23 protein-coding genes and 3 tRNA genes are annotated in these 25086 nt (G+C 61.6%); 18 read left to right on the top strand and 8 right to left on the bottom strand.

Annotation, left to right across the window (positions count from 1 at the left end; translation table 11 throughout):
- Nucleotides 1–181: 181 nt before the first annotated feature.
- The 8 genes from lepA (at nt 182) to nagZ (ending at nt 8367) form a co-directional block, all read left to right on the top strand.
- Nucleotides 182–1975, top strand: coding sequence for a translation elongation factor 4 (lepA, locus tag KHO31_RS03640; RefSeq protein ID WP_201070144.1), 1794 nt, complete (start codon nt 182–184; stop codon nt 1973–1975).
- A gap of 18 nt (nt 1976–1993) precedes the next feature.
- The gene (lepB, locus tag KHO31_RS03635; protein ID WP_201084671.1) at nt 1994–2887 is read left to right on the top strand and encodes a signal peptidase I; all 894 of its coding nucleotides are present in this window, start codon (nt 1994–1996) and stop codon (nt 2885–2887) included.
- A 164-nt stretch (nt 2888–3051) separates the two neighbouring features.
- Complete coding sequence (gene rnc, locus KHO31_RS03630; protein ID WP_201070138.1) at nt 3052–4185, top strand: ribonuclease III; 1134 nt, start codon at nt 3052–3054, stop codon at nt 4183–4185.
- A gap of 55 nt (nt 4186–4240) precedes the next feature.
- Complete coding sequence (gene era, locus KHO31_RS03625; protein WP_120303335.1) at nt 4241–5140, top strand: GTPase Era; 900 nt, start codon at nt 4241–4243, stop codon at nt 5138–5140.
- The gene (gene recO / locus KHO31_RS03620) at nt 5127–6047 is read left to right on the top strand and encodes a DNA repair protein RecO (protein ID WP_201070135.1); all 921 of its coding nucleotides are present in this window, start codon (nt 5127–5129) and stop codon (nt 6045–6047) included. Before era ends, recO begins: the two co-directional genes overlap by 14 nt.
- Nucleotides 6044–6808: a pyridoxine 5'-phosphate synthase gene (pdxJ, locus tag KHO31_RS03615; RefSeq protein ID WP_201070132.1), complete on the top strand. Its 765-nt coding sequence runs from the start codon at nt 6044–6046 to the stop codon at nt 6806–6808. The genes recO and pdxJ overlap by 4 nt, the downstream gene beginning before the upstream one ends.
- Before the next feature lie 16 nt (nt 6809–6824).
- Complete coding sequence (gene acpS, locus KHO31_RS03610) at nt 6825–7268, top strand: holo-ACP synthase (protein WP_201070129.1); 444 nt, start codon at nt 6825–6827, stop codon at nt 7266–7268.
- Nucleotides 7269–7338: 70 nt separating this feature from the next.
- Entirely contained in the window at nt 7339–8367 is a 1029-nt protein-coding gene (gene nagZ / locus KHO31_RS03605) for a beta-N-acetylhexosaminidase (protein WP_201070127.1), read from the top strand.
- Nucleotides 8368–8484: 117 nt separating this feature from the next.
- Here nagZ and KHO31_RS03600 read toward each other — a convergent pair whose 3' ends face one another.
- The 4 genes from KHO31_RS03600 to earP all read right to left on the bottom strand — a co-directional run bounded on the left by KHO31_RS03600 (nt 8485) and on the right by earP (nt 12825).
- Nucleotides 8485–9867, bottom strand: coding sequence for a sigma-54-dependent transcriptional regulator (locus KHO31_RS03600; RefSeq protein ID WP_201070124.1), 1383 nt, complete (start codon nt 9865–9867; stop codon nt 8485–8487).
- A 311-nt stretch (nt 9868–10178) separates the two neighbouring features.
- Nucleotides 10179–10385, bottom strand: coding sequence for a CsbD family protein (locus KHO31_RS03595; protein WP_176105468.1), 207 nt, complete (start codon nt 10383–10385; stop codon nt 10179–10181).
- A 283-nt stretch (nt 10386–10668) separates the two neighbouring features.
- A complete protein-coding gene (gene efp / locus KHO31_RS03590; protein WP_201070122.1) occupies nt 10669–11226 on the bottom strand; it encodes an elongation factor P in 558 nt (185 codons plus the stop codon).
- 405 nt (nt 11227–11631) lie between these two features.
- On the bottom strand, nt 11632–12825 hold the full coding sequence (earP, locus tag KHO31_RS03585) for an elongation factor P maturation arginine rhamnosyltransferase EarP (RefSeq protein ID WP_201108087.1): 1194 nt from the start codon (nt 12823–12825) through the stop codon (nt 11632–11634).
- A gap of 232 nt (nt 12826–13057) precedes the next feature.
- On the opposite strand from earP, the gene uvrC reads away from it, so the two are divergent.
- The 5 genes from uvrC to KHO31_RS03560 all read left to right on the top strand — a co-directional run bounded on the left by uvrC (nt 13058) and on the right by KHO31_RS03560 (nt 16756).
- A complete protein-coding gene (gene uvrC, locus KHO31_RS03580) occupies nt 13058–15274 on the top strand; it encodes an excinuclease ABC subunit UvrC (protein WP_211622790.1) in 2217 nt (738 codons plus the stop codon).
- Between the two features lie 210 nt (nt 15275–15484).
- Nucleotides 15485–16078 carry a CDP-diacylglycerol--glycerol-3-phosphate 3-phosphatidyltransferase gene (pgsA, locus tag KHO31_RS03575; protein ID WP_201070120.1) on the top strand — a complete coding sequence of 198 codons (594 nt, stop codon included), beginning with the start codon at nt 15485–15487 and terminating at the stop codon, nt 16076–16078.
- A gap of 287 nt (nt 16079–16365) precedes the next feature.
- Nucleotides 16366–16441, top strand: a tRNA-Gly gene (locus KHO31_RS03570).
- A 62-nt stretch (nt 16442–16503) separates the two neighbouring features.
- Nucleotides 16504–16579 (top strand) — tRNA-Gly (locus tag KHO31_RS03565).
- A 103-nt stretch (nt 16580–16682) separates the two neighbouring features.
- Nucleotides 16683–16756: transfer RNA gene (locus tag KHO31_RS03560), tRNA-Cys, on the top strand.
- A 180-nt stretch (nt 16757–16936) separates the two neighbouring features.
- On the opposite strand, the gene KHO31_RS03555 is transcribed toward KHO31_RS03560, so the two are convergent.
- Nucleotides 16937–17953, bottom strand: a complete 1017-nt coding sequence (locus KHO31_RS03555; protein ID WP_236071072.1) for a hypothetical protein — start codon at nt 17951–17953, stop codon at nt 16937–16939.
- Between the two features lie 563 nt (nt 17954–18516).
- On the opposite strand from KHO31_RS03555, the gene KHO31_RS03550 reads away from it, so the two are divergent.
- From KHO31_RS03550 to KHO31_RS03540, 3 genes are all read left to right on the top strand, one after another.
- Entirely contained in the window at nt 18517–18921 is a 405-nt protein-coding gene (locus KHO31_RS03550) for a hypothetical protein (protein WP_201070116.1), read from the top strand.
- A gap of 47 nt (nt 18922–18968) precedes the next feature.
- A complete protein-coding gene (locus KHO31_RS03545) occupies nt 18969–19727 on the top strand; it encodes a TraB/GumN family protein (protein WP_211622786.1) in 759 nt (252 codons plus the stop codon).
- A 94-nt stretch (nt 19728–19821) separates the two neighbouring features.
- Nucleotides 19822–20325, top strand: a complete 504-nt coding sequence (locus KHO31_RS03540; RefSeq protein WP_201070113.1) for a GNAT family N-acetyltransferase — start codon at nt 19822–19824, stop codon at nt 20323–20325.
- A 75-nt stretch (nt 20326–20400) separates the two neighbouring features.
- On the opposite strand, the gene KHO31_RS03535 is transcribed toward KHO31_RS03540, so the two are convergent.
- From KHO31_RS03535 to KHO31_RS03525, 3 genes are read right to left on the bottom strand one after another with little or no spacing between them, the layout of a single operon-like run.
- A complete protein-coding gene (locus tag KHO31_RS03535; RefSeq protein WP_201070111.1) occupies nt 20401–21285 on the bottom strand; it encodes a cytochrome c oxidase assembly protein in 885 nt (294 codons plus the stop codon).
- A gap of 9 nt (nt 21286–21294) precedes the next feature.
- Nucleotides 21295–21756 (bottom strand): copper chaperone PCu(A)C, encoded by a 462-nt coding sequence (locus KHO31_RS03530; RefSeq protein ID WP_201070109.1) that lies wholly within the window; start codon nt 21754–21756, stop codon nt 21295–21297.
- An 18-nt stretch (nt 21757–21774) separates the two neighbouring features.
- Nucleotides 21775–22335: an SCO family protein gene (locus tag KHO31_RS03525; protein ID WP_201071084.1), complete on the bottom strand. Its 561-nt coding sequence runs from the start codon at nt 22333–22335 to the stop codon at nt 21775–21777.
- A gap of 475 nt (nt 22336–22810) precedes the next feature.
- Here KHO31_RS03525 and otsB point away from each other — a divergent pair, with 475 nt between their 5' ends.
- Nucleotides 22811–23560, top strand: coding sequence for a trehalose-phosphatase (otsB, locus tag KHO31_RS03520; RefSeq protein ID WP_201070107.1), 750 nt, complete (start codon nt 22811–22813; stop codon nt 23558–23560).
- A gap of 55 nt (nt 23561–23615) precedes the next feature.
- Complete coding sequence (gene otsA / locus KHO31_RS03515; RefSeq protein ID WP_211622784.1) at nt 23616–25076, top strand: alpha,alpha-trehalose-phosphate synthase (UDP-forming); 1461 nt, start codon at nt 23616–23618, stop codon at nt 25074–25076.
- The last annotated feature ends 10 nt before the right edge of the window (nt 25077–25086 follow it).

Raw genomic sequence — 25086 nt, 5'->3', positions numbered from 1 at the left:
GCCGCTAACGCGCAGCGTTCACCCCAGGTTTCACGTCTCTCCTGAGCCGTCTTTTCCGCCCGAGCCTCGCAAGATGCGCCGGGCGATAGCCTTTTCGGCTAAAATAGATAGGTTTTTCACCTACTTACAAGGCGTGCTCCGCTATTGTCCGAGCGCGCCTTTTTCGCTTGATCGGTACTGAATGGATCATATTCGTAACTTCTCGATCATTGCGCACATCGACCATGGCAAGTCGACGCTCGCCGATCGCATCATCCAGATCTGCGGTGGCTTGTCCGACCGCGAGATGGAATCCCAAGTGCTCGACTCGATGGATCTCGAGCGCGAGCGCGGCATTACCATCAAGGCACAAACCGCCGCACTGACGTATAAGGCCCGTGACGGGCAGATCTACAACCTGAACATGATCGACACGCCGGGCCACGTCGACTTCTCGTATGAAGTCAGCCGCTCGTTGTCCGCATGTGAAGGGGCGTTGCTGGTCGTCGACGCAAGCCAGGGCGTGGAAGCGCAAACCGTCGCCAACTGCTACACGGCGATCGAGCTTGGCGTCGACGTCATTCCGGTGCTCAACAAGATCGACCTGCCGGCCGCGAATCCCGAAAACGCAATCGCGGAAATCGAAGACGTGATCGGCATTGACGCCACCGACGCTACACATTGCAGCGCGAAGACCGGGCTTGGCGTGGAGGACGTACTTGAAGCGCTGATCGCCAAAGTGCCGCCGCCCAAGGGTGATACGGAAGCGCCGCTGCAGGCGTTGATCATCGACTCGTGGTTCGACAACTACGTCGGCGTCGTCATGCTGGTGCGTATCGTCAACGGCACGCTGCGTCCGAAAGACAAGATCCGCATGATGGCGACCGGTGCGCAGTACCCGGTCGAGCACATCGGCGTGTTCACGCCGAAGTCGAAGAATCTCGAGTCGTTGTCCGCGGGGCAGGTGGGCTTCATCATCGCCGGCATCAAGGAATTGGCCGCCGCGAAGGTGGGTGACACCGTCACGCTGGTGAACCGTCCGGCCGCCGAGCCGTTGCCGGGCTTCAAGGAAGTCAAGCCGCAGGTGTTCGCCGGTCTCTATCCGGTCGAAGCGAACCAGTACGACGCGCTGCGTGATTCGCTGGAAAAGCTGAAGCTGAACGACGCCTCGTTGATGTACGAGCCGGAAGTCTCGCAGGCGCTCGGTTTCGGTTTCCGTTGCGGCTTCCTTGGTTTGCTGCACATGGAAATCGTGCAGGAACGCCTCGAGCGCGAATTCGACATGGACCTGATCACCACGGCGCCGACCGTGGTGTATGAAGTCCTGCAGCGCGACGGCACGATCCTCATGGTCGAAAATCCGGCCAAGATGCCGGAGCCCTCGAAGATTGAAGAAGTGCGCGAGCCGATCGTCACCGTGAATCTGTACATGCCGCAAGATTACGTCGGCTCGGTGATCACGCTGTGTACGACGAAGCGCGGCAATCAGATCAACATGCAGTACCACGGCCGTCAGGTGCAGTTGACCTATGAAATCCCGATGGGCGAAGTCGTGCTCGATTTCTTCGATCGTCTGAAGTCGATCTCGCGCGGCTATGCGTCGATGGATTACGAGTTCAAGGAATATCGCGCGGCTGATGTGGTGAAGGTCGACATGCTGATCAACGGCGACAAGGTCGACGCGTTGTCGGTGATCGTGCACCGTTCGCAAAGTCAGTATCGCGGCCGCGAAGTGGCGGCGAAGATGCGCGAACTGATTCCGCGTCAGATGTACGACGTAGCGATTCAGGCCACCATCGGCGCGAACATTATTGCGCGCGAAAACATTAAAGCGTTGCGTAAGAACGTGCTGGCAAAATGCTACGGCGGCGATATTTCCCGTAAGAAGAAACTGCTCGAGAAACAAAAGGCAGGCAAGAAGCGAATGAAGCAGGTGGGATCGGTCGAGATTCCTCAAGAGGCTTTCCTCGCGATCCTGCGTGTCGAAGACAAATAAGACGAACAACGGAACCTTATGAATTTTGCGCTGATTCTTTTTGTGCTCGTCATTTTGACGGGCGTCGCATGGGTCGCAGACAAACTGGTTTTCATGCCGCAACGGCGGCGCGCGGCGGAAGCCGTGGTCGCTGAGTTCGACCGCCAGCAGGCACGCGTCGGTGAGCGTTTCGCCGACGAAAACGCGGCGCAAACGCGCGCGCGTCTGCGTGACGACAAGCTGCGTCAACCGTGGTGGCTCGAGTATTCGGCGAGCTTTTTCCCGGTGATTCTGGTGGTGTTCGTGGTGCGCTCGTTCGTGGTCGAGCCGTTCAAGATTCCGTCGGGTTCGATGGTGCCGACGCTGCTGGTGGGCGACTTCATCCTCGTCAATAAATTCGACTACGGCATCCGTCTGCCGATCACCAACACGAAGATCACCGAAGGCCGTCCGCTCGAGCGTGGCGACGTGGTGGTGTTCCGCTACCCGAAAGACGAATCGGTCGACTACATCAAGCGCGTGATCGGCCTGCCGGGCGACACCGTCGCTTATCAGGACAAGCAACTGACGATCAACGGCAAGCCGGTCCCGGAAACGGCGCTGCCTGACTACCTCGACGAAGAGCGCCTCGGCTATGCGAAGCAATTCGAAGAAGATCTCGACGGCCGCAAGAATGCGATTCTGAATAACCCTGCGGTGCCGCCGTTCATCGTCGGCGCGGAAGATTATCCGTATCGCGATAACTGCACGTACAACGCACGCGGCGTGATCTGCAAAGTGCCGCCTGGCAATTACTTCATGATGGGCGACAACCGCGATAACAGCGCGGATAGCCGCTACTGGGGTTTTGCGCCGGATAAGAATATCGTCGGTCGCGCGTTTTTCATCTGGATGAACTTCAGCAATCTGAAACGCATCGGCCCGTTCCACTAAGCACGCATGCCTTGATTGCACGACACGCCGCGCGGGTGGGTCACATCAGTCGCGGCGTGTTATCACGCTACTTTAAGAACTCGCGGTAACGTCGCTTCACCACGCTTTTTCCGCTGGCCGTCCCGCGTTTTCGCCGGGGCAGGCGCCCGCGTTATACTCTGCCCATGCCCCTATCTCCGTTGGAAAGCCGTCTGCGCTACGAATTTCGCAATGCGGAATTGTTGCGCCAGGCTTTAACGCACCGCAGTCACAGTTCCACGCACAACGAACGGCTCGAGTTTCTCGGCGATTCCGTTCTGAATTGCGCGGTGGCTGCGCTTTTGTTCCAACGTTTCGGCAAACTGGACGAAGGCGACCTGTCGCGCGTCCGCGCCAATCTGGTCAAACAGCAGTCGCTTTACGAGATCGCTCAGGCCCTGAATATCTCCGAAGGGCTGCGTCTCGGTGAGGGCGAACTGCGAAGCGGAGGCTTCCGCCGCCCGTCGATCCTTGCTGACACGCTCGAAGCCGTGCTGGGCGCAGTGTTCCTCGACGGTGGGTTCGATGCCGCCCAAACGGTGATCAAGCGCCTTTACGTGCCGATTCTCGATCACATCGACCCGCGCACGCTCGGCAAAGACGCCAAGACGCTGCTGCAGGAATATCTGCAGGGTCACAAGATCGCGTTGCCTACGTACACGGTCGTCGCGACTCATGGTGCGGCGCACAATCAGCAATTTGAAGTCGAATGCACCGTACCGAAGCTGGAAGTCAAAGTGTCCGGTTCCGGCGCGAGCCGTCGTGCGGCTGAGCAGGCCGCAGCCAAGAAAGCGCTCGACGAGGTGATGGCCGCCGCGCCCGCCGTGGTCGCCAAGTCCAAGCGGTCAAAGGGCGCCCGTGCGGCGAAGAACGCCGAGCCGGAGATCGTGCCTGGCGTGACCGGCGTACAGGCCGCGCTCGATTTGCGCAGCCCGGATCGCAAGAGTGAGCGCGGGGCAGGGCGAAGTGAATCCCGCACCGCGCCGGGCGCGGAGTCGGCAGCCGAACGTCCGACCCTGACTGCGACGTCCGCGCCGCTGGCCGTGATTCGCGCCGCGCACGTGGAATACAGCGGACAGGATAAGCCAGAGCGCGCAGAGAAAGCCGACAGGGTAGCCGAAGCCAAACCGGAAGCCGCCGTCCGCAGCGCCGACAAACACCGCAGCCGCGAAACCACACCCGGCGCAGCCGTGCCCACGCCTGGTGTGCCGGCACCTGTCGAACACGAACCCGGCGTAGCCGACGCGGTGCAAACCCGCGTCGCCGATGCGGGCCATTGATTGCCATCGGCGCGCCATTCCCCGCGCGTCGATCTGAACTTGCCGTAGCCCGAATATGAACGCTCCCACTCCCACTGGTTTTCGCTGCGGCATGGTCGCGATCGTCGGCCGCCCGAACGTCGGCAAGTCCACGCTGATGAACGCGCTAGTCGGCCAGAAAGTCAGTATCACGTCGCGCAAGGCGCAGACCACGCGTCACCGCATCACCGGCATTCATACGTTTGAAGACGCGCAGTACATCTTCGTCGACACGCCGGGTTTCCAGACCAAACACAGCGGCGCGCTGAACCGTTCGCTCAACCGCGCGGTCACGTCTACACTGAGTTCGGTCGACGCGATCCTGTTCGTGATCGAAGCCGGTCGCTTCGGCCCGGACGACCAGAAGGTGCTCGACCTGATTCCGCCGTCGGTGCCCACGTTGCTGATCGCGAACAAGCTTGATCGCGTGACGGATAAGGACTCGCTGTATCCGTTCATGCAGCAGGTGAGTGCGCTGCGCCAGTTCAACGAGATCGTGCCGCTGTCGGCGAAGAATCCGGACGACATCAAGCGTTTGCTGGCGACGATCAAGCCGTTCCTGCCAGAAGGCGCGCCGATCTATGGCGAAGACGACCTGACCGATCGTAGCGAGCGCTTTCTCGCGGCCGAGATCTTGCGTGAAAAAGTGTTCCGCTGGACCGGTGACGAACTGCCGTACACGAGCACCGTACTGATCGACAAGTTCGAAACCGAAGGGCGTCTGCGGCGCATTTTCGCGACCATCATGGTGGAGCGCGATACGCAAAAGGCGATGATCATCGGCCAGAAGGGCGCCAAGCTGAAGCAGATCAGCACCGAAGCGCGCCTCGACATGGAAAAGCTGTTTGACGGTCCGGTGTACCTGGAAACCTTCATCAAGGTGAAGAGTGGCTGGGCTGACAACGAAGCCGGACTCCGCGCGTATGGGTACGAATGACGCGTGGATGACGCTGAATTCCGACGCTGACCCGGACGACTCGGCGCCGGCAGCGCCGGCACGCGAGCCGTCCAAACCGGCTCGCAGTACCAAAAAATCTCCTTCGAGCGCCAGAAGCGCTCAAGCTGCCCAAGGCGCCGAAGGCGAGCCGCGCAAAGCGCTGGCACGTCGCGCGCCTCGACCCTCTGCTTCCGATTACCGGATCGCGGAGCAACCTGCTTTCGTCCTGCACAGCTACCCGTACCGTGAGACCAGTCTGATCATCGACGTGCTGTCGCGTGATCACGGCCGTCTCGCGCTCGTTGCAAAGGGTGCGAAACGTCCGCACTCCGCCTTGCGCGGTGTGCTGCAAACCTTCCAGCCGCTCGCATTGTCGTGGTCGGGCAAATCCGAAGTGCGCACGCTGACCGGTGCCGAATGGGTCGGCGGCATGTTGCCGTTAGCGGGCGACGCGCTGCTCTGCGGTTTCTATGTCAACGAACTGCTGGTCAAATTTTGCGCACGCGAAGATCCGCATCCGCAGCTATTCCATCACTACGTCGTCACGATGACGCGCCTCGCGCATGACGAACCGCCCGTGCAGGTGCTACGCTCGTTCGAACGTGTGCTGCTGCGCGAAACCGGTTATGCGATGGCACTCGATCGCACTGTCGCGCGTAAAGCGGTGCAGGCCGAAGGCCGCTACGTGTTCGACCCGGAGCGCGGCGTACGCGAGGCCTCCGACGATCTGCCAGCGCTTTGGCCGGTGATCGCCGGACAGACCTTGCTGGATATGGAAAAGGACGATTACCATCGAGCGCAGACTGTGGCGCAAAGCAAAACGCTGATGCGCTTTCTGCTCAACACTTACCTTGGTGGCACGCCGCTCGCGACGCGCCAGATCCTGATCGACTTGCAGAACTTATGAGCTTCTTTCTTACGTCGCCGAATGTGATTGACCTGGGCGTGAACATCGATCACGTCGCCACGCTGCGCAATGCGCGCGGCACGTCTTACCCCGATCCGATCCGCGCCGCATTGATGGCTGAAGAGGCCGGCGCCGATGTGATCACGCTGCATCTGCGTGAAGACCGCCGCCATATCGTCGACGCGGACGTGCGCAAGCTGCGGCCGCTGTTGAAAACGCGCATGAATCTGGAGTGCGCGGTCACCCAGGAAATGCTCGACATCGCGTGTGAAGTGCAGCCGCACGACACGTGCCTTGTGCCGGAAAAGCGTCAGGAGCTGACGACTGAAGGCGGCCTCGACGTCGCCGGTCAGTTCGAAGTCGTGCGTGCCGCATGCAAGCAACTCGCCGAAGCGAATTCGCGCGTGTCGCTCTTCATCGATCCGGACGAAACGCAAATCCGCGCTGCGCACGAGGCGGGCGCGCCAGTGATCGAGCTGCACACGGGCCGCTACGCTGAAGCGCACGACCCCACCGAGCAGCAGCGCGAATATGAGCGCGTGGTGCGTGCCGTCGAGTTCGGCGCAACGCTTGGCATCAAGGTCAATGCCGGTCATGGCCTGCACTACACCAACGTTCAGCAGATCGCCGCGATCGAAGGCATCGTCGAACTGAATATCGGCCACGCGATCGTCGCGCATGCGATCTTCGCCGGCTGGGACAACGCCGTGCGCGAGATGAAGGCGATCATGGTCGCCGCCCGTCTCGGCGCAAGCGCTTAACGCCACGGCGGCGCCCATGACGATCTACGGCATTGGTACGGACATCGTTCAGGTCAGCCGCGTGGCCGCGGTGATGACACGCACCAACGGCCGCTTCGCTGAGAAGGTGCTCGGCCCGGACGAGCTGCGCGTCTATCACGCGCGCCACGCGCGTTCGGCGGCGCGCGGTCTCGCATTTCTCGCCACGCGATTCTCGGCGAAAGAAGCCTTCTCGAAAGCGATCGGCCTCGGCATGCACTGGCCGATGACCTGGCGCGCGCTGCAAACGCTCAATAAACCGAGCGGCGAACCGATGGTGGTTGCGTCGGGCGAACTGGCCGAATGGCTCGACGCGCGCGGCATCACGGCGCGCGTGACGATCAGCGACGAACGCGATTACGCCGTGTCGTTCGTGATCGCCGAAACTGGGGACGTGGCGCGAGGGCTGGATGCCCCCCACGCGCCTGCCAGCGACGAATAAAAAATATCTTGAACGCGGCGCACGTCGGCCGTGTCTCTCTTTGCCTCAAGTTTTTTTCTAGCGGAATTCGATGAAACTCACTCCCGGACCGGTAATGCTCGACGTGGTCGGCACAACGCTGAACGACGACGATAGACGCCGCCTTGCCCATCCGATGACCGGCGGCGTGATCCTGTTCGCGCGCCATTACGAGAGCCGCGCGCAATTGATCGCGCTGACCGATTCGATCCGCGCGATTCGCGACGATCTGCTGATTGCCGTCGACCACGAAGGCGGCCGCGTGCAGCGCTTTCGTACCGACGGCTTCACCGTACTGCCGGCAATGGGCAAGCTCGGCACGCTGTGGGACAGCGACGTGTTGCATGCCACCAAAGTGACGACCGCGGTCGGCTATATCCTCGCGGCCGAATTGCGCGCGTGTGGCATCGATATGAGTTTTACGCCGGTGCTCGATTTGAATTACGGCCAGTCGCAGGTGATCGGCGATCGCTCGTTCCATCGCGATCCGCGCGTCGTGGCCTTGCTGGCGAAGAGCCTCAATCATGGCCTTGCGTTGGCAGGCATGAGCAATTGCGGCAAGCATTTTCCTGGGCACGGCTTTGCGCACGCGGACTCCCACGTTGCGATGCCGGTCGACGACCGTTCGCTCGACGAAATCCTGCGCGACGACGTGGCACCGTACGACTGGCTCGGTGTGTCGCTCGGGGCCGTGCTTCCTGCACATGTGGTTTATCCGCAGGTCGACTCAAAGCCGGCGGGTTTTTCGCGTGTCTGGTTGCAGGACATCCTGCGGAAAAAATTGCGCTTCGAAGGCGCGGTCTTCAGCGACGATCTCTCGATGGAAGCCGCGCGCCAGGGCGGCACGCTGACGGAGGGCGCGAGCGCCGCGCTGGAGGCCGGTTGCGATATGGTGCTGATCTGCAATCAGCCGGACGAAGCGGAGAAGGTGCTGGACGCGCTGCGCTTCACGCCGTCGAAGGAATCGCAGCAACGGCTTAAACGCATGCGGCCGCGCGGCAAGGCGCTGAAGTGGAGCAAGCTGGTCGCCGAGCCGCAGTATCTGCAAGCGCAGGCCTTGGTGCGCAGCGCGTTCGCGTGAGCCACGCGTAGTGAACGGATAGGCCGATAACGCATTCGCATCGAGAGAAAACGGCGCCTGTCTCAGGCGCCGTTTTCTATTCAAGCTTGGCCTGCCAGCGAAGCTGGCCTCACACAGTCAGTTCAACCGCATCCGCTGCAGCTTGTTGTACAGCGTCTTCGGACTGATCCCCAGCAGCGATGCCGCACGATGGCGTGTGCCGCCGACTGCATCCAGCGTCGCGCGGATCAGCATTTCCTCGACGTCCGCGAGTGGCGTGCCAACGGTGACCTGTACGCGGCTGCCGTTCAGATCGCGTCCGTTCGCCGAACCCGCTTCATCGGCACGCAATGATTCCAGCACGTCGCCCGACGCGTGATACGCCCGGCGCACGCGATCCTGCAACTCGCGCACATTGCCCGGCCACTCGTACGAGAGGCACTCGCGCAGGAAGGTTGGCGCGACCTGCTTGGCCGCTTCCGACGTACCGCGCGCGCTTGCTTCGTGATTGAGCTCGTCGACGACGGCTTGCGCGATCAACGCCGGATCGTCACCGCGCTCGCGCAGCGGCGGCAGTGTTACAGCGGCTGCTTCGAGACGCAGCGCGAGGTCGCCGTGCAGGCTGCCGTCGGCGACCGCCGCGCGTGGCATCTTGCGCGTCGACGCGATCAGCCGGAAGTCGGTCACCACCTGATTCGTGCCGCCGACCCGCATGAAGGTCTGTGAATCGAGTGCGCGCAGCAGTGCTTCCTGCTGAGCGCGTGGCAGCTCAGCGATTTCGTCGATGAACAGCGTGCCGCCGCTGGCTTGCTCGAACAGGCCCGGCTCGCGCTGCTCGGCACCACCGAACGCGCCGCGTTCGTGACCGAACAGCAAGCTGTCGAGTGAGCGATGCGCCGCGGCGCTGCTCGCCGTCCGGCAATCGAACGTGATAAACGGCCCTTTGCGGCGCCGGCTCATATCATGCAGCGTGCGCGCGGCGACCTGCTTGCCGGTACCGGCTTCGCCGGAAATCAGCACGGCGGCTTCGGTCGGCGCGATATGTTCGATCGTGTCGTACACATGCTGGATCGCGCCGCTGCGACCCAGTAACGAGCCGAAACGACCAAGTTGACGCAGGGACGCGCGTAACGTCTGGACTTCTTCGGTCAGCTCGTACGGACGCGGAATCCGGGCGAGCAGACTACGCAAACGCGGGATATTGACCGGTTTGAGCAGGTAGTCCCAGATGCCGTGCCGCAGGCCCTCGATCGCGCTCTCGACCGTCGCGTTGCCGGTCATCACGATCACGGGCAAGGCGCCGCCGGGCGGATGCGCGGGCAGGTGCTGCAACACGTCGAGCCCGCTGCCATCCGGCAGATTCAGGTCGACCAGCACGACATCGGGGATGAAGCGCGTCAGCGCCGCCCGGGCCTCGGCGATGGTGGTCGCGGTGTCGACGGAGAAGCCGTCGGCGGCGAGGATGGCGGACAGGCCAGACAGGCTGTTGGGATCGTCTTCAACAATCAGGGCATGTGGCATGGCGAGCGCTATTTTTTAGATGGACGGAATACCCGGTACGCTGCGCCAGTACTCTGGCGCGCGACACGGGCGCGATGGCTGGCCGGTACAGTCGGTCGAACGCCTTACCGCGCGGTGAGCGCCTGCCACAGCGGCGGAGCAGCCGCGGGTCAATTGGCATCGGCGCGGTGCAAGTCGTGGGACACGACCTGCACGCGGGGTTCGGGCGATACGACTCATGTAGTTCTAGGTCCTTTGCTTTTTCAGCGGATGCCGGCGCTGACGCGGTGTGACGCGTGGGCGAGGCATCTGTATTTCCTTCATTCGACTGGTCAGAAATCCCGATTGCTGTCGAAGAAACGGCGTACCTCAAGTTCCGCTTGCTCACGGGTCTTGCCGTAACGCTCCTGGATCAGTCCGGCCAGCTTGTCGGCGCGGCCTTCTGCCTTGGTCAGCTCGTCGTCAGTCAATTCACCCCATGCTGCCTTGGCTTTGCCGACCATTTGCTTCCACTTGCCTTCAGCGATGTCGTTATTCATGCCGCATCTCCGGAGTTGAGGAAAAAAGCCATACTGGCCTGTAGTCCGGAGAAGCATGCATTGTGCCAACATCAATTACTTAAGCTTATCAATGGTTTGTACGACGCAAGACGGGAAGCTGGAAGCAACGGACGAGCATTTTTGAGAAATCTGCCGGTAAAGTTTTCCTCAACCATACACGGCGGCGCAAAAAAGAAAAAGCGCCCAAAGTGGACGCTTTTTTTTCGCCATTTTTTATCGCTGCGCCGGACTTGCTCCGGCGCAGGATTCAGGCTGCAGGCGCTTAGGCGCGGCTGCGGTACTCGTGCGTACGCGTGTCGATTTCGATCTTGTCGCCGATGCTGCAGAAGAGCGGCACTTGCAGTTCGAAACCCGTGGTCAGCTTGGCGTTCTTCAACACCTTGCCCGACGACGTATCGCCCTTGACAGCCGGTTCCGTGTAGATGATTTCACGGACCAGCGTGGTCGGCAGTTCGACCGAGATGGCTTTCTCGTTGTAGAACACGACTTCGCAAGCCATGCCGTCTTCGAGGTAATGGAGGGCGTCGCCCATCATTTCGCCTTCGACTTCGAACTGGTTGTAGTCGGCGTCCATGAACACGTACATCGGGTCAGCGAAGTACGAGTACGTGACTTCCTTGCGTTCCAGCACGACGACGTCGAACTTGTCGTCTGCCTTGTACACGTTTTCCATGCCTGCGCCGGTCAGCAGGTTCTTGAACTTCATCTTGACGACGGCGGAGTTGCGGCCCGATTTGTTGTATTCGGCCTTTTGCACGACCATCGCGTCTGCGCCGATCATTACTACGTTGCCGGTGCGGAGTTCCTGTGCGGTCTTCATAAAACAGTCCTGTACGAAATAAGTAGCTTCAACTTTTGCTCAACGGCATACGGCGCAAGCGGCTTCGCTGCTCCTCGCACTACGGCGCGGCGCTGCTTGGAAGCGGCACCTGCCGGGAGCGGGGTGTGGAGCGTGGCCGGCTTGCCGCGGTGATTCGCGGCGAGGCTGCAAACCCGCAACCCCTGCAATCCGTTACCTGCTTTTTACCCTGTGCGGGCGTGATCACGAGTGGCGCCGATCGGCAGGATGCGCCCCTTTTTTGACATTGCGCCACTCACTATCAAACTGAGGGCGGCTCATGCATCTTTCGATGCCAGGGTTCGCCAGCGGTTTTGCTAAGCGTGGCGGTTAAGGTTCACCGCTGCGATCGGGCCGCGCTTGCGTCGTCGGCCGTTGGATAACCGCTTATTTTAACTGAGTTTTTGCGAACAAGGCCAGATTTCCAGCGAGGTCGCCCACTTGGGCCAGTTCGCCGGCCCATTCGGCCGCGCGTTGCTTCAGCGCCGGGCGGTGGCGCTGGAATTCCGCCCAGTCCGGCCGGCCCGCGCCGTTCCATGCATGCCAGAAGCGCGCGAGGGCGTCCCGCGCGTCGGCGGGCAGGGTGCGGGCATAGTGGGCGAGCGCGGCGTCGAGCTTCGGCAGATGGGCGTCGTCGGCCTGGGGGTAGATGTGCCAGATAAACGGTTTGGCCGCCCATTGGGCGCGTACAAACGAATCCTCACCGCGCACGAAATTGATGTCACTGGCCCACAGCAGCGGGTCGTAACCGGCCTGCTCGGTGAAAGCGAGCGCATGGACGCTGAGGCCGCCACGCTCGGCGTGCGAACCGGCGGCGAACGAAGGCAGGCCGAAAAAGCGCGCGACCGCACCCGAAATGCGGCCTTCCGGCACCAGCAGAACGACCGGGTCGGCGCTGTCTCGCCATTGTTCAAGCAGGCTGTCGACAGCGGGGTTTTCGTACGCGAACAGCGAGACGACCGTCGTCGTGGCCGATGGCGGCGCGCGGCCGGTGGTTTTCAGCCACCACGCTTCGCGCTCCGGTTGCGACGCCTCGAAGGCCGCGCGCGCGGCGTCGAGATGCCGCTCTTTCAGCACGCCACCGGTGCCGGGGCCGAGTCCGGGGAAAAAGAAGGTCTTCGTCAGCGGATAGCGTGGATGTGGCGACGGCCGCAGATGGAAATCCGCGACCCAGTCTTCGGCGCTCAGATATTCGAGGTTGAACCAGGCCGGCGCGCGCTCGCGCCGCGCCATCGCGGCAACGTAGATCGGTGGCAACTCGCAGGCGAATGCCTCGATCACGACGTCAGCCACGTCGAGCGTATCGCCCGCGTGGGCCGGTTCGTGCCAGTGTTCGATGACGATGCCGCCGACCGCCTGGCGTGCGCGATCCAGCGCCAGCTGTGGGCACAGCTTCTGGAACGCATGCAGGTCGTCGACGAACACCCGCACCTGCCAGCCGTGCTCGTTCGCCAGTTGCTGCGCGAGACGCCAGCACACGCCGATGTCGCCGAAATTGTCGATGACCGCGCAAAAGATATCGCAGGCGATTGCCGTCGGTGCGATCGCGACTTGTTCGGAAGGGGGCGTAGCGGAGGACATGGTGGCGTGGTTGGGTTTTGCAGGGCTTGGCTAGTGGGTGACGCAACGGGGTTCAGACGCCGGCTTGCACCGACGCATTGCACCATTCGATGCAGCAGGGTTCGAACGCCCGCAGAATGCTCTAAACTGGCGATTCTAAAGCACTCATCCGCGGTTCCGCGCCTCAGTGAGCACTCAGCGCGCAGCACGCAGGCAGAGGTTTCGCGACACTGTCCCAGCCAACCGATTCTGCATGACCGAACCCGAAGCAACCGACGTTTTCGAGCCGAAAAAAGTGCTCGCCCAATTGCCGCATCTGCCCGGCGTCTATCGCTATTACGATACGCAGGGCGCGGTGCTTTACGTGGGCAAGGCGCGCGATCTCAAGAAGCGGGTCTCGAGCTACTTCACGAAGACGCAGCTGTCGCCGCGCATCGCGATGATGGTGACGCGCATTGCGCGCATCGAGACGACCGTCACGCGCTCCGAGGCTGAGGCGCTGCTGCTCGAAAACAATCTGATCAAGGCGCTGGCGCCGCGTTACAACATTCTGTTTCGCGACGACAAGTCGTATCCCTATCTCAAACTGACCGGCCACAAGTTTCCGCGCATGGCGTATTACCGCGGCGCGGTGGATCGCAAGAATCAGTATTTCGGCCCGTTCCCGAGTGCGTGGGCGGTGCGCGAGAGCATCCAGATCCTGCAGCGCGTCTTCCAGTTGCGCACCTGCGAAGATTCCGTGTTCAACAACCGCACGCGGCCGTGTCTGCTGCATCAGATCGGCCGCTGCACGGCGCCGTGCGTCGCGGCGATCAGCGAAGAAGATTACGCACGCGACGTCGCCAACGCGTCGCGCTTTCTGCTCGGCCGGCAGGGCGAGGTGATGAATGAGCTCGAGCAGAAAATGCACGCGTTCGCGAGCGAGCTGAAGTTCGAGCAGGCCGCGGCGGTGCGCAATCAGATGAGTTCGCTGTCGACGGTGCTGCATCAGCAGGCGATCGAGGTCGGCGGCGATAGCGACGTGGATATTCTCGCGGTCGTCGCGCTCGGCGGACGCGTGTGCGTGAACCTCGCGATGGTGCGCGGCGGACGCCATCTGGGCGATAAGGCCTATTTCCCGGCGCATGTGGAAAGCGCCCTGACGGTCGGCGAGGGCGGTCTTGAAGAGGGCGGTGACGATGATTTGTTAGTCGATACGGCGACCGGTGCCGGCCTGGCATCCGGAGAGGCCGCAACCGGCGCGAGCGCATCTTCCGATGCAACCGACGCGCTCTCAATCGCTGAGGAGATGCCGTCCGAAGAGGGTGATGACGAGGAAGACGCTGCGCTCGCGGCTGAAGCGGATGACGTAGCCGAGTCAGAATCCGAATCCGAGTCTGAAGGCGAATCTTCAACGCCATGCAAAGGCCGTGCAACTGCCGGCGGCATCGAATCTGAAGTACTCGAGGCGTTCATCGCGCAGCACTACATCGGCAATCGCGTTCCGCCGGTGCTCGTGGTCAGCCACGCGCCGGCCACGCGCGAGCTGGTCGATGTGCTGATCGAGCAGGCCGGGCACAAGGTGACGGTGCTGCGCCAGCCGCAAGGCCAACGGCGCGCATGGCTCGCGATGGCCGAGCAGAACGCACGGCTCGCGCTCGCGCGCCTGCTCTCGGAACAAGGCTCGCAGCAGGCCCGCACGCGAGCGCTCACCGATACGCTCGGCATGGAGTGCGACGACCTCGCGCATCTGCGTATCGAGTGCTTCGACATCAGCCACACGATGGGCGAGGCGACGCAGGCGTCGTGCGTGGTGTATCACCATCACAAGATGCAGTCGTCCGAATACCGCCGCTACAACATCACTGGCATCACGCCGGGCGACGACTACGCGGCGATGCGTCAGGTGCTCACGCGCCGCTACGAGAAGATGGTCGCGCAAGCGGCTGCGAACGCCGCCGACGAAGCGGCTGAATTGCAAACCGACGCGGCCGCGGACCCGTCGGTCGCACCGGATGCCGCGGAGCCGGCAGCGGCTGGCGGCATCCTGCCGACCATCGTGTTGATCGACGGCGGCAAGGGTCAGGTCGAAATCGCGCGCCAGGTGTTCACTGAACTGGGTCTCGATACCGGCATGCTGGTCGGCGTGGCGAAGGGCGAGGGACGCAAGGTCGGTCTCGAAACCCTGATTTTCGCCGACGGCCGCGCGCCGCTCGAACTCGGCAAGGAAAGCGCGGCGCTGATGCTGGTCGCACAGATCCGCGATGAGGCGCACCGTTTCGCCATCACCGGCATGCGCGCGAAGCGAGGCAAGACACGCCAGACCTCGCGGCTCGAAGAGCTCGAAGGGGTGGGGGCGAAGCGGCGTCAGCGGCTGTTGGCGCGCTTCGGTGGCCTGCGTGGGGTCGTTGCGGCAAGCGTCGAGGACCTGGCGAGCGTCGAAGGGATTTCGCAGGCGCTTGCCGAGCAGATCTACCGGCAGTTGCACTGATTGCCGTGCGCCATGCTGCTTGCGGAGCGGCAAGTGAGCGGCAGATAAGCTGTCGACAACTGGCGCCGAAGCGGTCGGCAAGCGACTGACGGGCGACTGTTAAGGGGTGCTCTGGCGTGGCGCGTGCCAGGTTCCGTGCGCCGCTTTGCTTGTGGCAGGTCTTGTGACACGGCACAATTGCATCTCCCTTGCCAGACGCTGCGCCTGCCCATGCCGTTTAATTTTCCGATTTTCCTGACTTGGCTGCGGATCGTCCTGATTCCGCTGGTCGTAGGCGTGTTTTATTTGCCCGACATGATGATGAGCCCGGCACACCGCAATCTGGCGGCCGCGACGATCTTCATTCTGGCGGCGCTCACCGACTGGTTCGACGGCTATCTGGCCCGCAAATGGAATCAGACCTCGGCGTTCGGCGCGTTTCTCGACCCCGTCGCCGACAAGCTGATGGTGACGGCTGCGTTGCTGGTGCTGGTACAACTGGCACGGATCGATTCGGCAATTGCGCTGGTGATCGTTGGACGCGAGATCGCGATCTCGGCGCTGCGTGAGTGGATGGCGCAGATCGGCGCATCGAAGAGTGTCGCCGTAAATTCTCTCGGGAAGTTCAAGACTGTGTGCCAGATGGTGGCGATTCCGATGTTGCTGTTCTACGGGCCGCTGCCGTTCGGCGGCGGAGTTTCGGTCGATACGCGTGTGTGGGGCCTGTGGCTGATCTATCTGGCCGCGTTCCTGACGATCTGGTCGATGCTCTACTACATGAAACTCGCGTGGCCGCAGATTCGCGATCGGGGTGGTGTTGCCTGACTGGAGACCGATCGGGGCGCAACGCCATGGCGGCTGTTGCGTGTCCGAACGTCGTCGCGAATGTCTCCGCGAATGTCTCCGCGAATGTCTCCGCGAATGTCTCACGAACCGTGAGCGAAATCTTTTCAGTTAAAGACATTCGCAAAAGGGGTTGACACGTTTCAGTCGATTCTCCATAATCTCGTTTCTCCGATGCACGCAGTTCGAAACGTCGGTGGCAGTAAGAGAGTAGTTGCAGTAACAAGGCAGAAGTTAGCAGGTAAAAAGCAGGGCAAAAGCAGCACAATGCGGGAGTAGCTCAGTTGGTAGAGCGCAACCTTGCCAAGGTTGAGGTCGCGAGTTCGAGCCTCGTCTCCCGCTCCAATTTTTGAAGCAACGCGTTGTTTGGCGAAGTAAAAGTGCAAGGCGTTGTGAAGTAGGGCAATGCGGGAGTAGCTCAGTTGGTAGAGCGCAACCTTGCCAAGGTTGAGGTCGCGAGTTCGAGCCTCGTCTCCCGCTCCATACATAAGGGGAAGCAGCGCTTCCCTTTTTGTTTGGTGGGTCGGCCTTACGGTTGCCCACCAGACAAATCTGAGAATCTGCAGCTAGGTTCCAGTCCGCTTGCGGCGCGATAGCAAAGCGGTTATGCAGCGGCCTGCAAAGCCGTTTAGGCCGGTTCGACTCCGGCTCGCGCCTCCAGTAGTTGATGTAAAGAAAAGCCCCGACTTGTCGGGGCTTTTCTTTTTTGCGCGCCATCGTCGCTGGCACTGACCCGGAGCGTCTCAATGCGAGGAGGCGAGTTACAGCACATCGCCCTCGCAGTGATCTGCGCGTTCAGCATGGCGAGCAGACAGTTGTGTCCGCTCGCTCGTCACGACCTCAAAAAACAATCGCCGACTTGATCGATTGAACTGCCGCGCTGTTCAGGAGGTAGTAGCTGTCTTGCGGCGTCCCGCCGCCGAGAGGCGCGAGCTGCAACGTGGTGCCGTCCTTGATCAGGTAGCCCGCATAGATACCGCCGTTGTTCTGATAGTAGACACGGTAGTCGGTCGTCGCCGAGGCCAGCGCTGTGTTGGCGACCCATGCGCGCATTCCGGCGAGCGTCACGATCTGTCCATCGCTGATCTGATAGGTCTTGCCGTCTGTCGTGCTCGCATAGGGAAAGAAATTTTCGAGCGTTGAAATCGTGGCGGAGCACGGTGTCGGATTGGTCCCAGTCGTGGCGGGCGCAAGGCAGTCGTATGTGAAGGCCTCGTCGCCGACCGTGTGCCTGACGACTTTGATGTAGGCCGCACCCATTTGCCAACTGGCCTGCTGGTTGTACAGCGATTGCCCGTTCAATGTATTCGTCAGAACGCCGACGGCGCTGTTCGCGAACAGTTCGGCGGGAGAGGCGGAAATCAGGCCGCTTAGTGGCACGACGCTGTAGCTGGTGCCAAGCAACGTGCGGAGCACTGTTTTACTGTCTGACGCCAGATAATTTATCTGGACATTCGTGCCCGAGTAGCTGATCTGGGCTTGCGGCGGAGACGCGGAGGTATAGACGGCGCCGTTGACGAGTAAGCGTGGCGCCGCGATTGCCGGAACCGTCAGTGCGGACGACACGGACGTGTACGTTTCGGTCATCAGTTGTGGCCCGTTTGCAGGGCTTTGGGCGACGCTCGAGTCCTCGGTATAGAAGACACTGCTCGGGTTGACCGTCAGTGTTCCAGTCGACGATACGCGAATCGACAGGCTTGCGCTCAGATAGTGCATACCGCCGTTTGCCGCGAGCGCGACACTTTCATAACTCTTTTGAGCGTCGCTCAGATTCGACGTGCTTGCTGTCGATCCCGAACCGCCTGACGAGCCGCCACCACACGCAGACAAAATAAATGCGGCGCTCGTGGCCAGCATGAAATGTCGATTTACCAATCGCCTTTTATATACTTTCATTTTTTGATTTTTTGTCTTTCAAATTTATTCTAGTGAATTTTTAAGAACCCCGAATGAAGCATTGATCGCTAGCTGTTCGATGTCGATCATATAAAGTATCTCATGCTGCCTGGCATATTCGGAAAAATCGTTAGATATACGATGCAATGGTTCTTGATGTTTTCAGGTCGTGAAAGAGCGGGCAGGGCAAACCCGCTGTTAATACAACATTCGACCAACAAAAAAACAGATCCGCTACTGCGCTGTCTACCATCGAACAGGCTCCGTCCAGGTGACCGGGCCCACCTATAAAGCGTTCTGGTGTGTGCCCGAGATCGGCCGCTGGGTGAAGTCAGTGGAAGGATATTGCGGCAATAATGGCGTGCGGAACGAGCGCTATACCGGCGAACTGAAGTCGTACAAAAGAAGCTCGGCATGATTGGAATGCGCGCGATTAAACTGTCACCTATTGCTGCGCGAGAAAAGAGCCCCGAAAACGCCGGGGCTTTTTTTCTAATCTTTGTCGACTGCGAACCTGACCAGACATGGCCCTTCCAAACCTCGAGCGCCGCTCCTTCTACCTGCGCCTGATTTACGCGCTGTGCCTCTGCGGCGCCACCTGGACACATCTGCAAGTGGCCTTGATCCACGGACTCTGGTGGGACTACGGCGGCGCGGCGCCGCCGACGCAAATCTACTGGACGTCACTGCTCTTCATCGATCCGCTAACCGTTCTGCTACTACTGTTGAGTCCGAGAGCCGGGTTGATCCTCTGCGTCGCTGTCATCGTGACGGACGTGGTGCACAATTCATGGTTCGCGCTGCATTATCCGATCCGCATGGACCTGTACCTTTCGCAGATCGTCTTCCTGCTGTTCGTCGCGTTCACGATGCGGACCGCCTGGCGAGGGGCCACGAGCCGGCCCGCCGCGCTGCGCACCGTCGATTGAATTGCCCGATTGCCTCTTTGCGCAATTGCCTGTCCACACGAGGCTGCATGTACCTACAACTCACCGGCACCAACGTCCGTCTGCTCGGCTCCATGCATCTGTTTCCGGCGACGAGTCGCAGAACGCCGCCTTGGATCGCCGAAGCCTATGACTGGGCCGAATCGCTGGTCTTCGAATCCGATCCGCCGACGATCCTGCCGTTTCTGAAGCCCGCTTCGCAGGGCGGTGCGGATCAACTGCAGCCCTTGCTATCCGCCGATGCCTGGAATCAGCTACAAGCTGTGTGGCCCGCGGAGGGTCCGTTGGCGCCGCTCGTCGATCTGCGTCCGTGGGCGGCGCTGGTTGTTGCACCGACGCTGTTCCAGCAAGTCGTCGAAGGTGTGGAGCCGCGCATGCTGCGCTCAGCGCTCGCGCAAGGCAAACCGTATCAATATCTCGAGACCGCGCAGGAAGTGGCGGTATCGCTCGAATCGATTCCGCTCGATGCGGTCGGCACCGCGCTCGGCATGCTGATGTCCGATCTCGACGAACCGCAGCGCACGCTCGAGCGAATGCACACTGCCTGGCTGCATGGCGATTTGCAGGCCGTGCACCAGATCGCCGTCGAGTCTCCGATGTTCAACCTGCCCGGCATCCGTCACGCCATTCTGGATGCGCGCAATCGCGCGTGGGCGTCGCGCTTGAAGGATCTACTCGGACGGCCGGAGCGGACATTGGTGGCGGTAGGTGCGTTGCATTTGTGCGGGCCCGGTAACCTGATCGAATGTCTCGCACAGCCCGTCGAGCCGGTTTTCGTAAGCGGCTAGCGGCATTGCGAGCGGCGTAGCCTAAGACCGCCACGCGCGGCATAATTCCACATTGCCGCCGTCCACTAAGGCGCGCCTCCTTTGAAGACCTTCCATGACCGAACCGCAGCAAACCGCCGCCACGCGAGTGGCGCAACTCGAATGGCGCTGGAAAGCGTTCGAAGATCTCACGACCGCTGAAGTCTATGCAATGCTGGCCGCGCGTAGCGCGGTGTTCGTCGTCGAGCAGAACTGCGTGTACGGCGATATCGACGGGCTCGATTCCGATGCCTGGCATCTGTTCGCTTATGGTGCTAACGGCTCCGGTGAAAAAAAGCCGACGCTCGCAGGCTATCTGCGTGTGTTGCTGCCTGACGCCGAAGACACCGATATCCGCATCGGCCGCGTCCTGACAACAGCGGAATTCCGCGGCATTGGCCTCGGCAACGCGATGCTCGAGCGATCGCTCACGCATATCCGGGCGCAGTGGCCCGGTACGCCGATCCGTTTGCATGCGCAGGCGCATCTGCAAGGCTTCTACGGCGCGTTCGGCTTTACGCCGGTGTCGGAGATTCACGAAGAGGACGGCATACCGCACGTGTGGATGCGTTCGGCCTAAGCCAGACGGCAACCGGGCCCGGCGCGTGCGCGCCGACCCGCTTCAAACGCTGCGACTTCAACCGATTCGAAATGATCAGCGGTGGCTGCTCGCAGGCGCTGACGCGGCTTGCGCCAAGCCTTGCCTCGCCTTTGCGTGCCGCTCGCTGCGCAGACGTCCGCGTGCCGACAGCCTCATCCAGTGACGCAACGCCACCAGCGCGCCGATCACGCTCATCATCGAGCCCGGAATCCACAGCAGCAGGCCGCCGATCTGCTGATCGCGCATCGGGCTCAGCCACGTGAAGGCGCGGCCGCAGATCGAATAGATCGGATACAGCTCACGCGGTGTAAAGAAGATAAACGCGCCGAGCATGATCTGCGGCGGAATCGCGGCGATCACCACCAGTACGCGCTTCCCAGGCGACAAACGCGCCGGCGGCGCCGGCCGCGGATCGAGCACGAGCCACCAGAACAGCAAGCCGTCGATCACCATGCTCCAGTTCATCACGCGATAAAGCCGCCAGTCGAGCATCGCCACGAAATGAATCGGCGACATCAACCAGAAGTAGATCAGTCCGACGAACAGCGCGACGGCGACGACCGGATGCATCACCACGTCGAGCAGCTTGCGCACCAACGGGGTTTGCAGCGCAGGCCGCACGAAGCGCTGCCGCCAGCTGAATGGAATGCCCGCGCGCAACGCCGCGCCCGGATAAGACAGGGCGATAAAAAACGGCCCGAGGTGATGCAGCACCAGATGCTGCGCGCGATGCATGAAGAACTCATGCTCGAAGAAATAATCGAGCCGCGTATGCAGCGCGATATACAACGCGACCAGCCCGAACCAGAAGGAAATGCGCCGGAGAATCGACACCTTCGCTTTGTGCGCGCCGCGTACAAACAGGATCGCCGGTACGAGCAAGGCGATCACGACGGTCGGCGAAAACTCCCAGGGATCGAGCCAGTAGAACAGGTTCATCGTAGCGCGTTACTTGGTCTGGGCGGGCGACTTGACGGCGAACGGCGTATCGAGCGTTTCGCCGTCGGAGAACTTCAGCGTCAGATGCACGGTGTCGCCTGGTGCGACCTTGTGCTTCGCGTCTTCGAGCATCACGTGGTAGCCACCGGGCGCGATCGCGACCTGGCCGTGCGCGGGCACCGTCAGCCTGTCGACCATCACCATCTTTTGCGTCGAACCGTTGGACACCGTTTGATGCAGCATTGCGTCGCCGTAGTCGTTGCTCGAAATGTCGATGAGGTCGACCGGCTTGTCACTTGCGTTCACCAGCGTCACGTAGCCGGCCGCGGGCAGGTTGTTAGGCAGCCAGCGCACCCACGCGTCTTTGGCGCTGATCGCGTTAGTACCAGCGGCAAACGCGGCCGTTGCGAAACCGAATGAGAGAGCGACGGTGCAGCTTAGTGCGGCGAACGTTTTGATCTTGATCGACATGGTTGAACTCAGGAAGGGTCAGGAACGGTCATCAATGATACGGCGCAGGTCTTGCGCGATCGCATCAGGAGTATCGTGATCGGTGGCGAGCAAGCGAGCGTGGCCCTGCTGATCGAACACGTAGACGGCCGAGCTATGGGTGACTTCGTAATTGCCGTTGGGGTCGCGCTTTTCCATCTGATAGGCGACCCGGTAACGCTTGGCGAGCGACTCGATTTGCCAGTCCGTGCCGGTCAGGCCCTCGGCGTGTTGCGAGTCGAAGGCACCGACGTAGTCATGCAAGGCTTTTGGCGTATCGCGCGCCGGGTCGACCGTGATGAACAGGATGCGCACTTTTTGCGCGTCCGGGCCGAGCTTGCCGAGCACCTGCATCAGGCGGCCCATCGTTTCAGGGCAGACGTCCGGACAGTGCGTGTAGCCAAAGTAGACGAGCGAGGTGCGGCCCTTAAACGAATCACCGGTTACGGCGCGGCCGTCGTCGCCGGTCAGCGTGAAATCGAGATCCGGCAGGTGGCCGGTCACATTGGTCAACTGGAACGGTTCGGTGCGATGCGTGCAGCCGGTTAGCGCGCCCACCATGACGGCCAAGGCGACCAGGCGTCCGGACCACGGCCGGCGCGGCGTTGTGAGATTCGGCTGCTGCTGGTGGGACGAGATGATCGGGAACAAAGCAGGGTTCAATGACTCGATTGAAGAGTGCCGGGTGACGCTGCCCGTGAATGGACGCGGCGTAGTTCGTACAAAGCGCGCGGCCCGTCATCGTGAGCAAATAGGGTCGTCGCTGCAATGGTCTGCGTGGCTGCGACTGTATCGCAAAATGTCTGATGACGTCGTAGAGCGCCGGCGGGCGCATGGTTTGCGAGGCAATTTGACGCAGGCGACTGAAAGCTGGCTGAAGCCGGATTGTTCTCTTTTTGAACGCAATCGTCCGTGGCATCGGCCGTGCCGCCCGGACAGGCTTGCGTCCTGGCTTACTTCCTCGAAAAATTGACGGATGCGCGGTAAGATGCGCACACTTTTCCGGCCGCAGAAGGCTGAAAGGCAAAATTAACCGATGCAAGCACTTCCGGCTGTTCTGTCTCCCAGCGAGACGGCATTTTTCTTCGACTTCGACGGCACGCTCGTCGAACTCGCACCCACGCCGGACGGCGTGCTGGTGCAACCACGCGTCATCGAGTTGTTGAGCGAGTTGCGCAGTCTCACGAACGGTGCGGTCGCGATCTTGTCGGGCCGTGGCATCGACAGCATCGACGGTTTTCTCGGCATGCCCGATTTGCCGATCGCCGGTCTGCACGGTGCCGAGCGGCGCGACGCGAACGGCGACACGCAGCGTATCGGCTTTCACGACGAGCGCCTGTTGCGCATGGAGCAGGTGCTCGCGCAGGTCGTCAACGAACATCCGGGCATGCTGCTCGAAATCAAAGGCGCAGCGCTGGCGCTGCACTACCGCAATGCGCCCGACCGCGAGACGGTGGCGCGCGAGGCGACCGAGCGGCTGGTTGGCGATTACCCCGGCTCGTATGTATTGCAGCCGGGCAAAATGGTCTACGAAATCAAACCGAAAGATGTCGACAAGGGCCGAGCGATGCGCGCGTTCCTGGAGGAGCCGCCGTTCGTCGGCCGCAATCCAGTGTTTGCCGGCGACGATCTGACCGACGAGAAAGGCTTTGCCGTCGTCGATGAGCGCGGTGGCCTGTCGATCAAGGTGGGCGCGGGCGACACGACGGCGCATACGCGCGTCGAGTCTGTCACGATGTTGCTCGACTGGCTGGAATCGATTGTCGCGGCCGCGCGCGGAGCGTGATGGTGACGCCGCATCGCCCAACGACTATGACTTACTGCATCGGGAATCGCGCTTCATGAGCCGACTGATCATCGTATCGAACCGGGTCGCACCTATTTCGGAAGGCGGTCCGGCCGCAGGCGGTCTGGCGGTCGGCGTGTATGACGCGCTGAAGGAAACCGGCGGCATGTGGTTCGGCTGGAGCGGCGACGTGCTCAGCTCGGGCCAGCCGCAGATCAAGGTCGAGGAGCGCGGACCGGTGACCTTCGCGACCATCGCGCTGATGCGCCGCGACTACGACCAGTACTACCGCGGTTTCTCGAACGCCACGCTGTGGCCCGCGTTCCACTATCGCGCCGATCTGCTGCAGTACGACCGGCACGACTTCGAAGGCTATTGCCGTGTCAATGCGTGGCTCGCCCAGCAACTCGTCCCGCTATTGCGCGAAGACGATGTGATCTGGGTCCACGACTACCACCTGATTCCGTTTGCCCAGGCGCTGCGCGCGGCCGGTGTGAAAAATCGCATCGGCTTCTTTCTGCATATTCCGTTTCCGGCTTCGCAGGTGCTGCTGGCCGTGCCGCCGCATCGCGAGCTGGTCGAAGCGCTCTGTTCGTTCGATCTGCTCGGTTTTCAGACGGCGCCGGATTTGCGGGCGTTCTGCGATTACATCGTCAATGAGGCAAACGGTACGGTCGATATGTCGGGCAGCGGCCCGCTGACCGTGCACGCGTTCGGCCGCACCTTGCGCGCGGCGGCTTATCCAATCGGCGTCTATCCGGACGAAATCGCCGAGCTCGCGAAAGCGGGCGAGCGCGGCAAGCCGGTGCGCACGATGAAGACCGCGCTGCATTCCCGCAAGCTGATCATGAGCGTGGACCGCCTCGATTATTCGAAGGGACTGGTCGAACGTTTCCGCGCGTTCGAGCGTCTGCTGGAACACGCTACGGCGCAACGCAACCAGGTTTCGTTCCTGCAAATCGCACCGCCGACGCGCGCCGACATGCACGCCTATCAGGACATCCGCCTGCAGCTCGAAGGGGAGTCGGGGCGTATCAATGGCCGCTTTGCCGAGCTGGACTGGACGCCGATCCTGTACATCCACAAGCAGTACGAGCGCTCCGTGCTAGCCGCGCTGTTTCGCACGGCGCATGTCGGCTACGTCACACCGTTGCGCGACGGCATGAACCTTGTCGCGAAGGAGTATGTGTCGGCGCAGGATCCGGAGAATCCGGGCGTGCTGGTGCTGTCACGCTTTGCCGGTGCCGCGCAGGAACTGGATGGCGCGTTGATCGTGAATCCGGTCGATATTGACGGTATGGCCGAGGCGCTGGCCAAGGCGCTGGAGATGTCGCTTGTGGAGCGTCAGGCGCGTCATCGCGACATGATGGTGCAGTTGCGCGAGAACAACGTGTCGGTGTGGCGCGATAACTTCATGCGCGATCTTCAGAGCGTCGATGGTGCGAAGAGCACCCGAACCGTGAAGGTGCGTGCCGGATCGGGTAAGAAGACCGCGCGCGAAACCACGGTCGGATAGGTGACTGTCG

This window comes from Paraburkholderia domus (assembly GCF_905220705.1).
Classification (GTDB): domain Bacteria; phylum Pseudomonadota; class Gammaproteobacteria; order Burkholderiales; family Burkholderiaceae; genus Paraburkholderia; species Paraburkholderia domus.
This window is presented reverse-complemented; position numbering and strand designations above follow the sequence as displayed.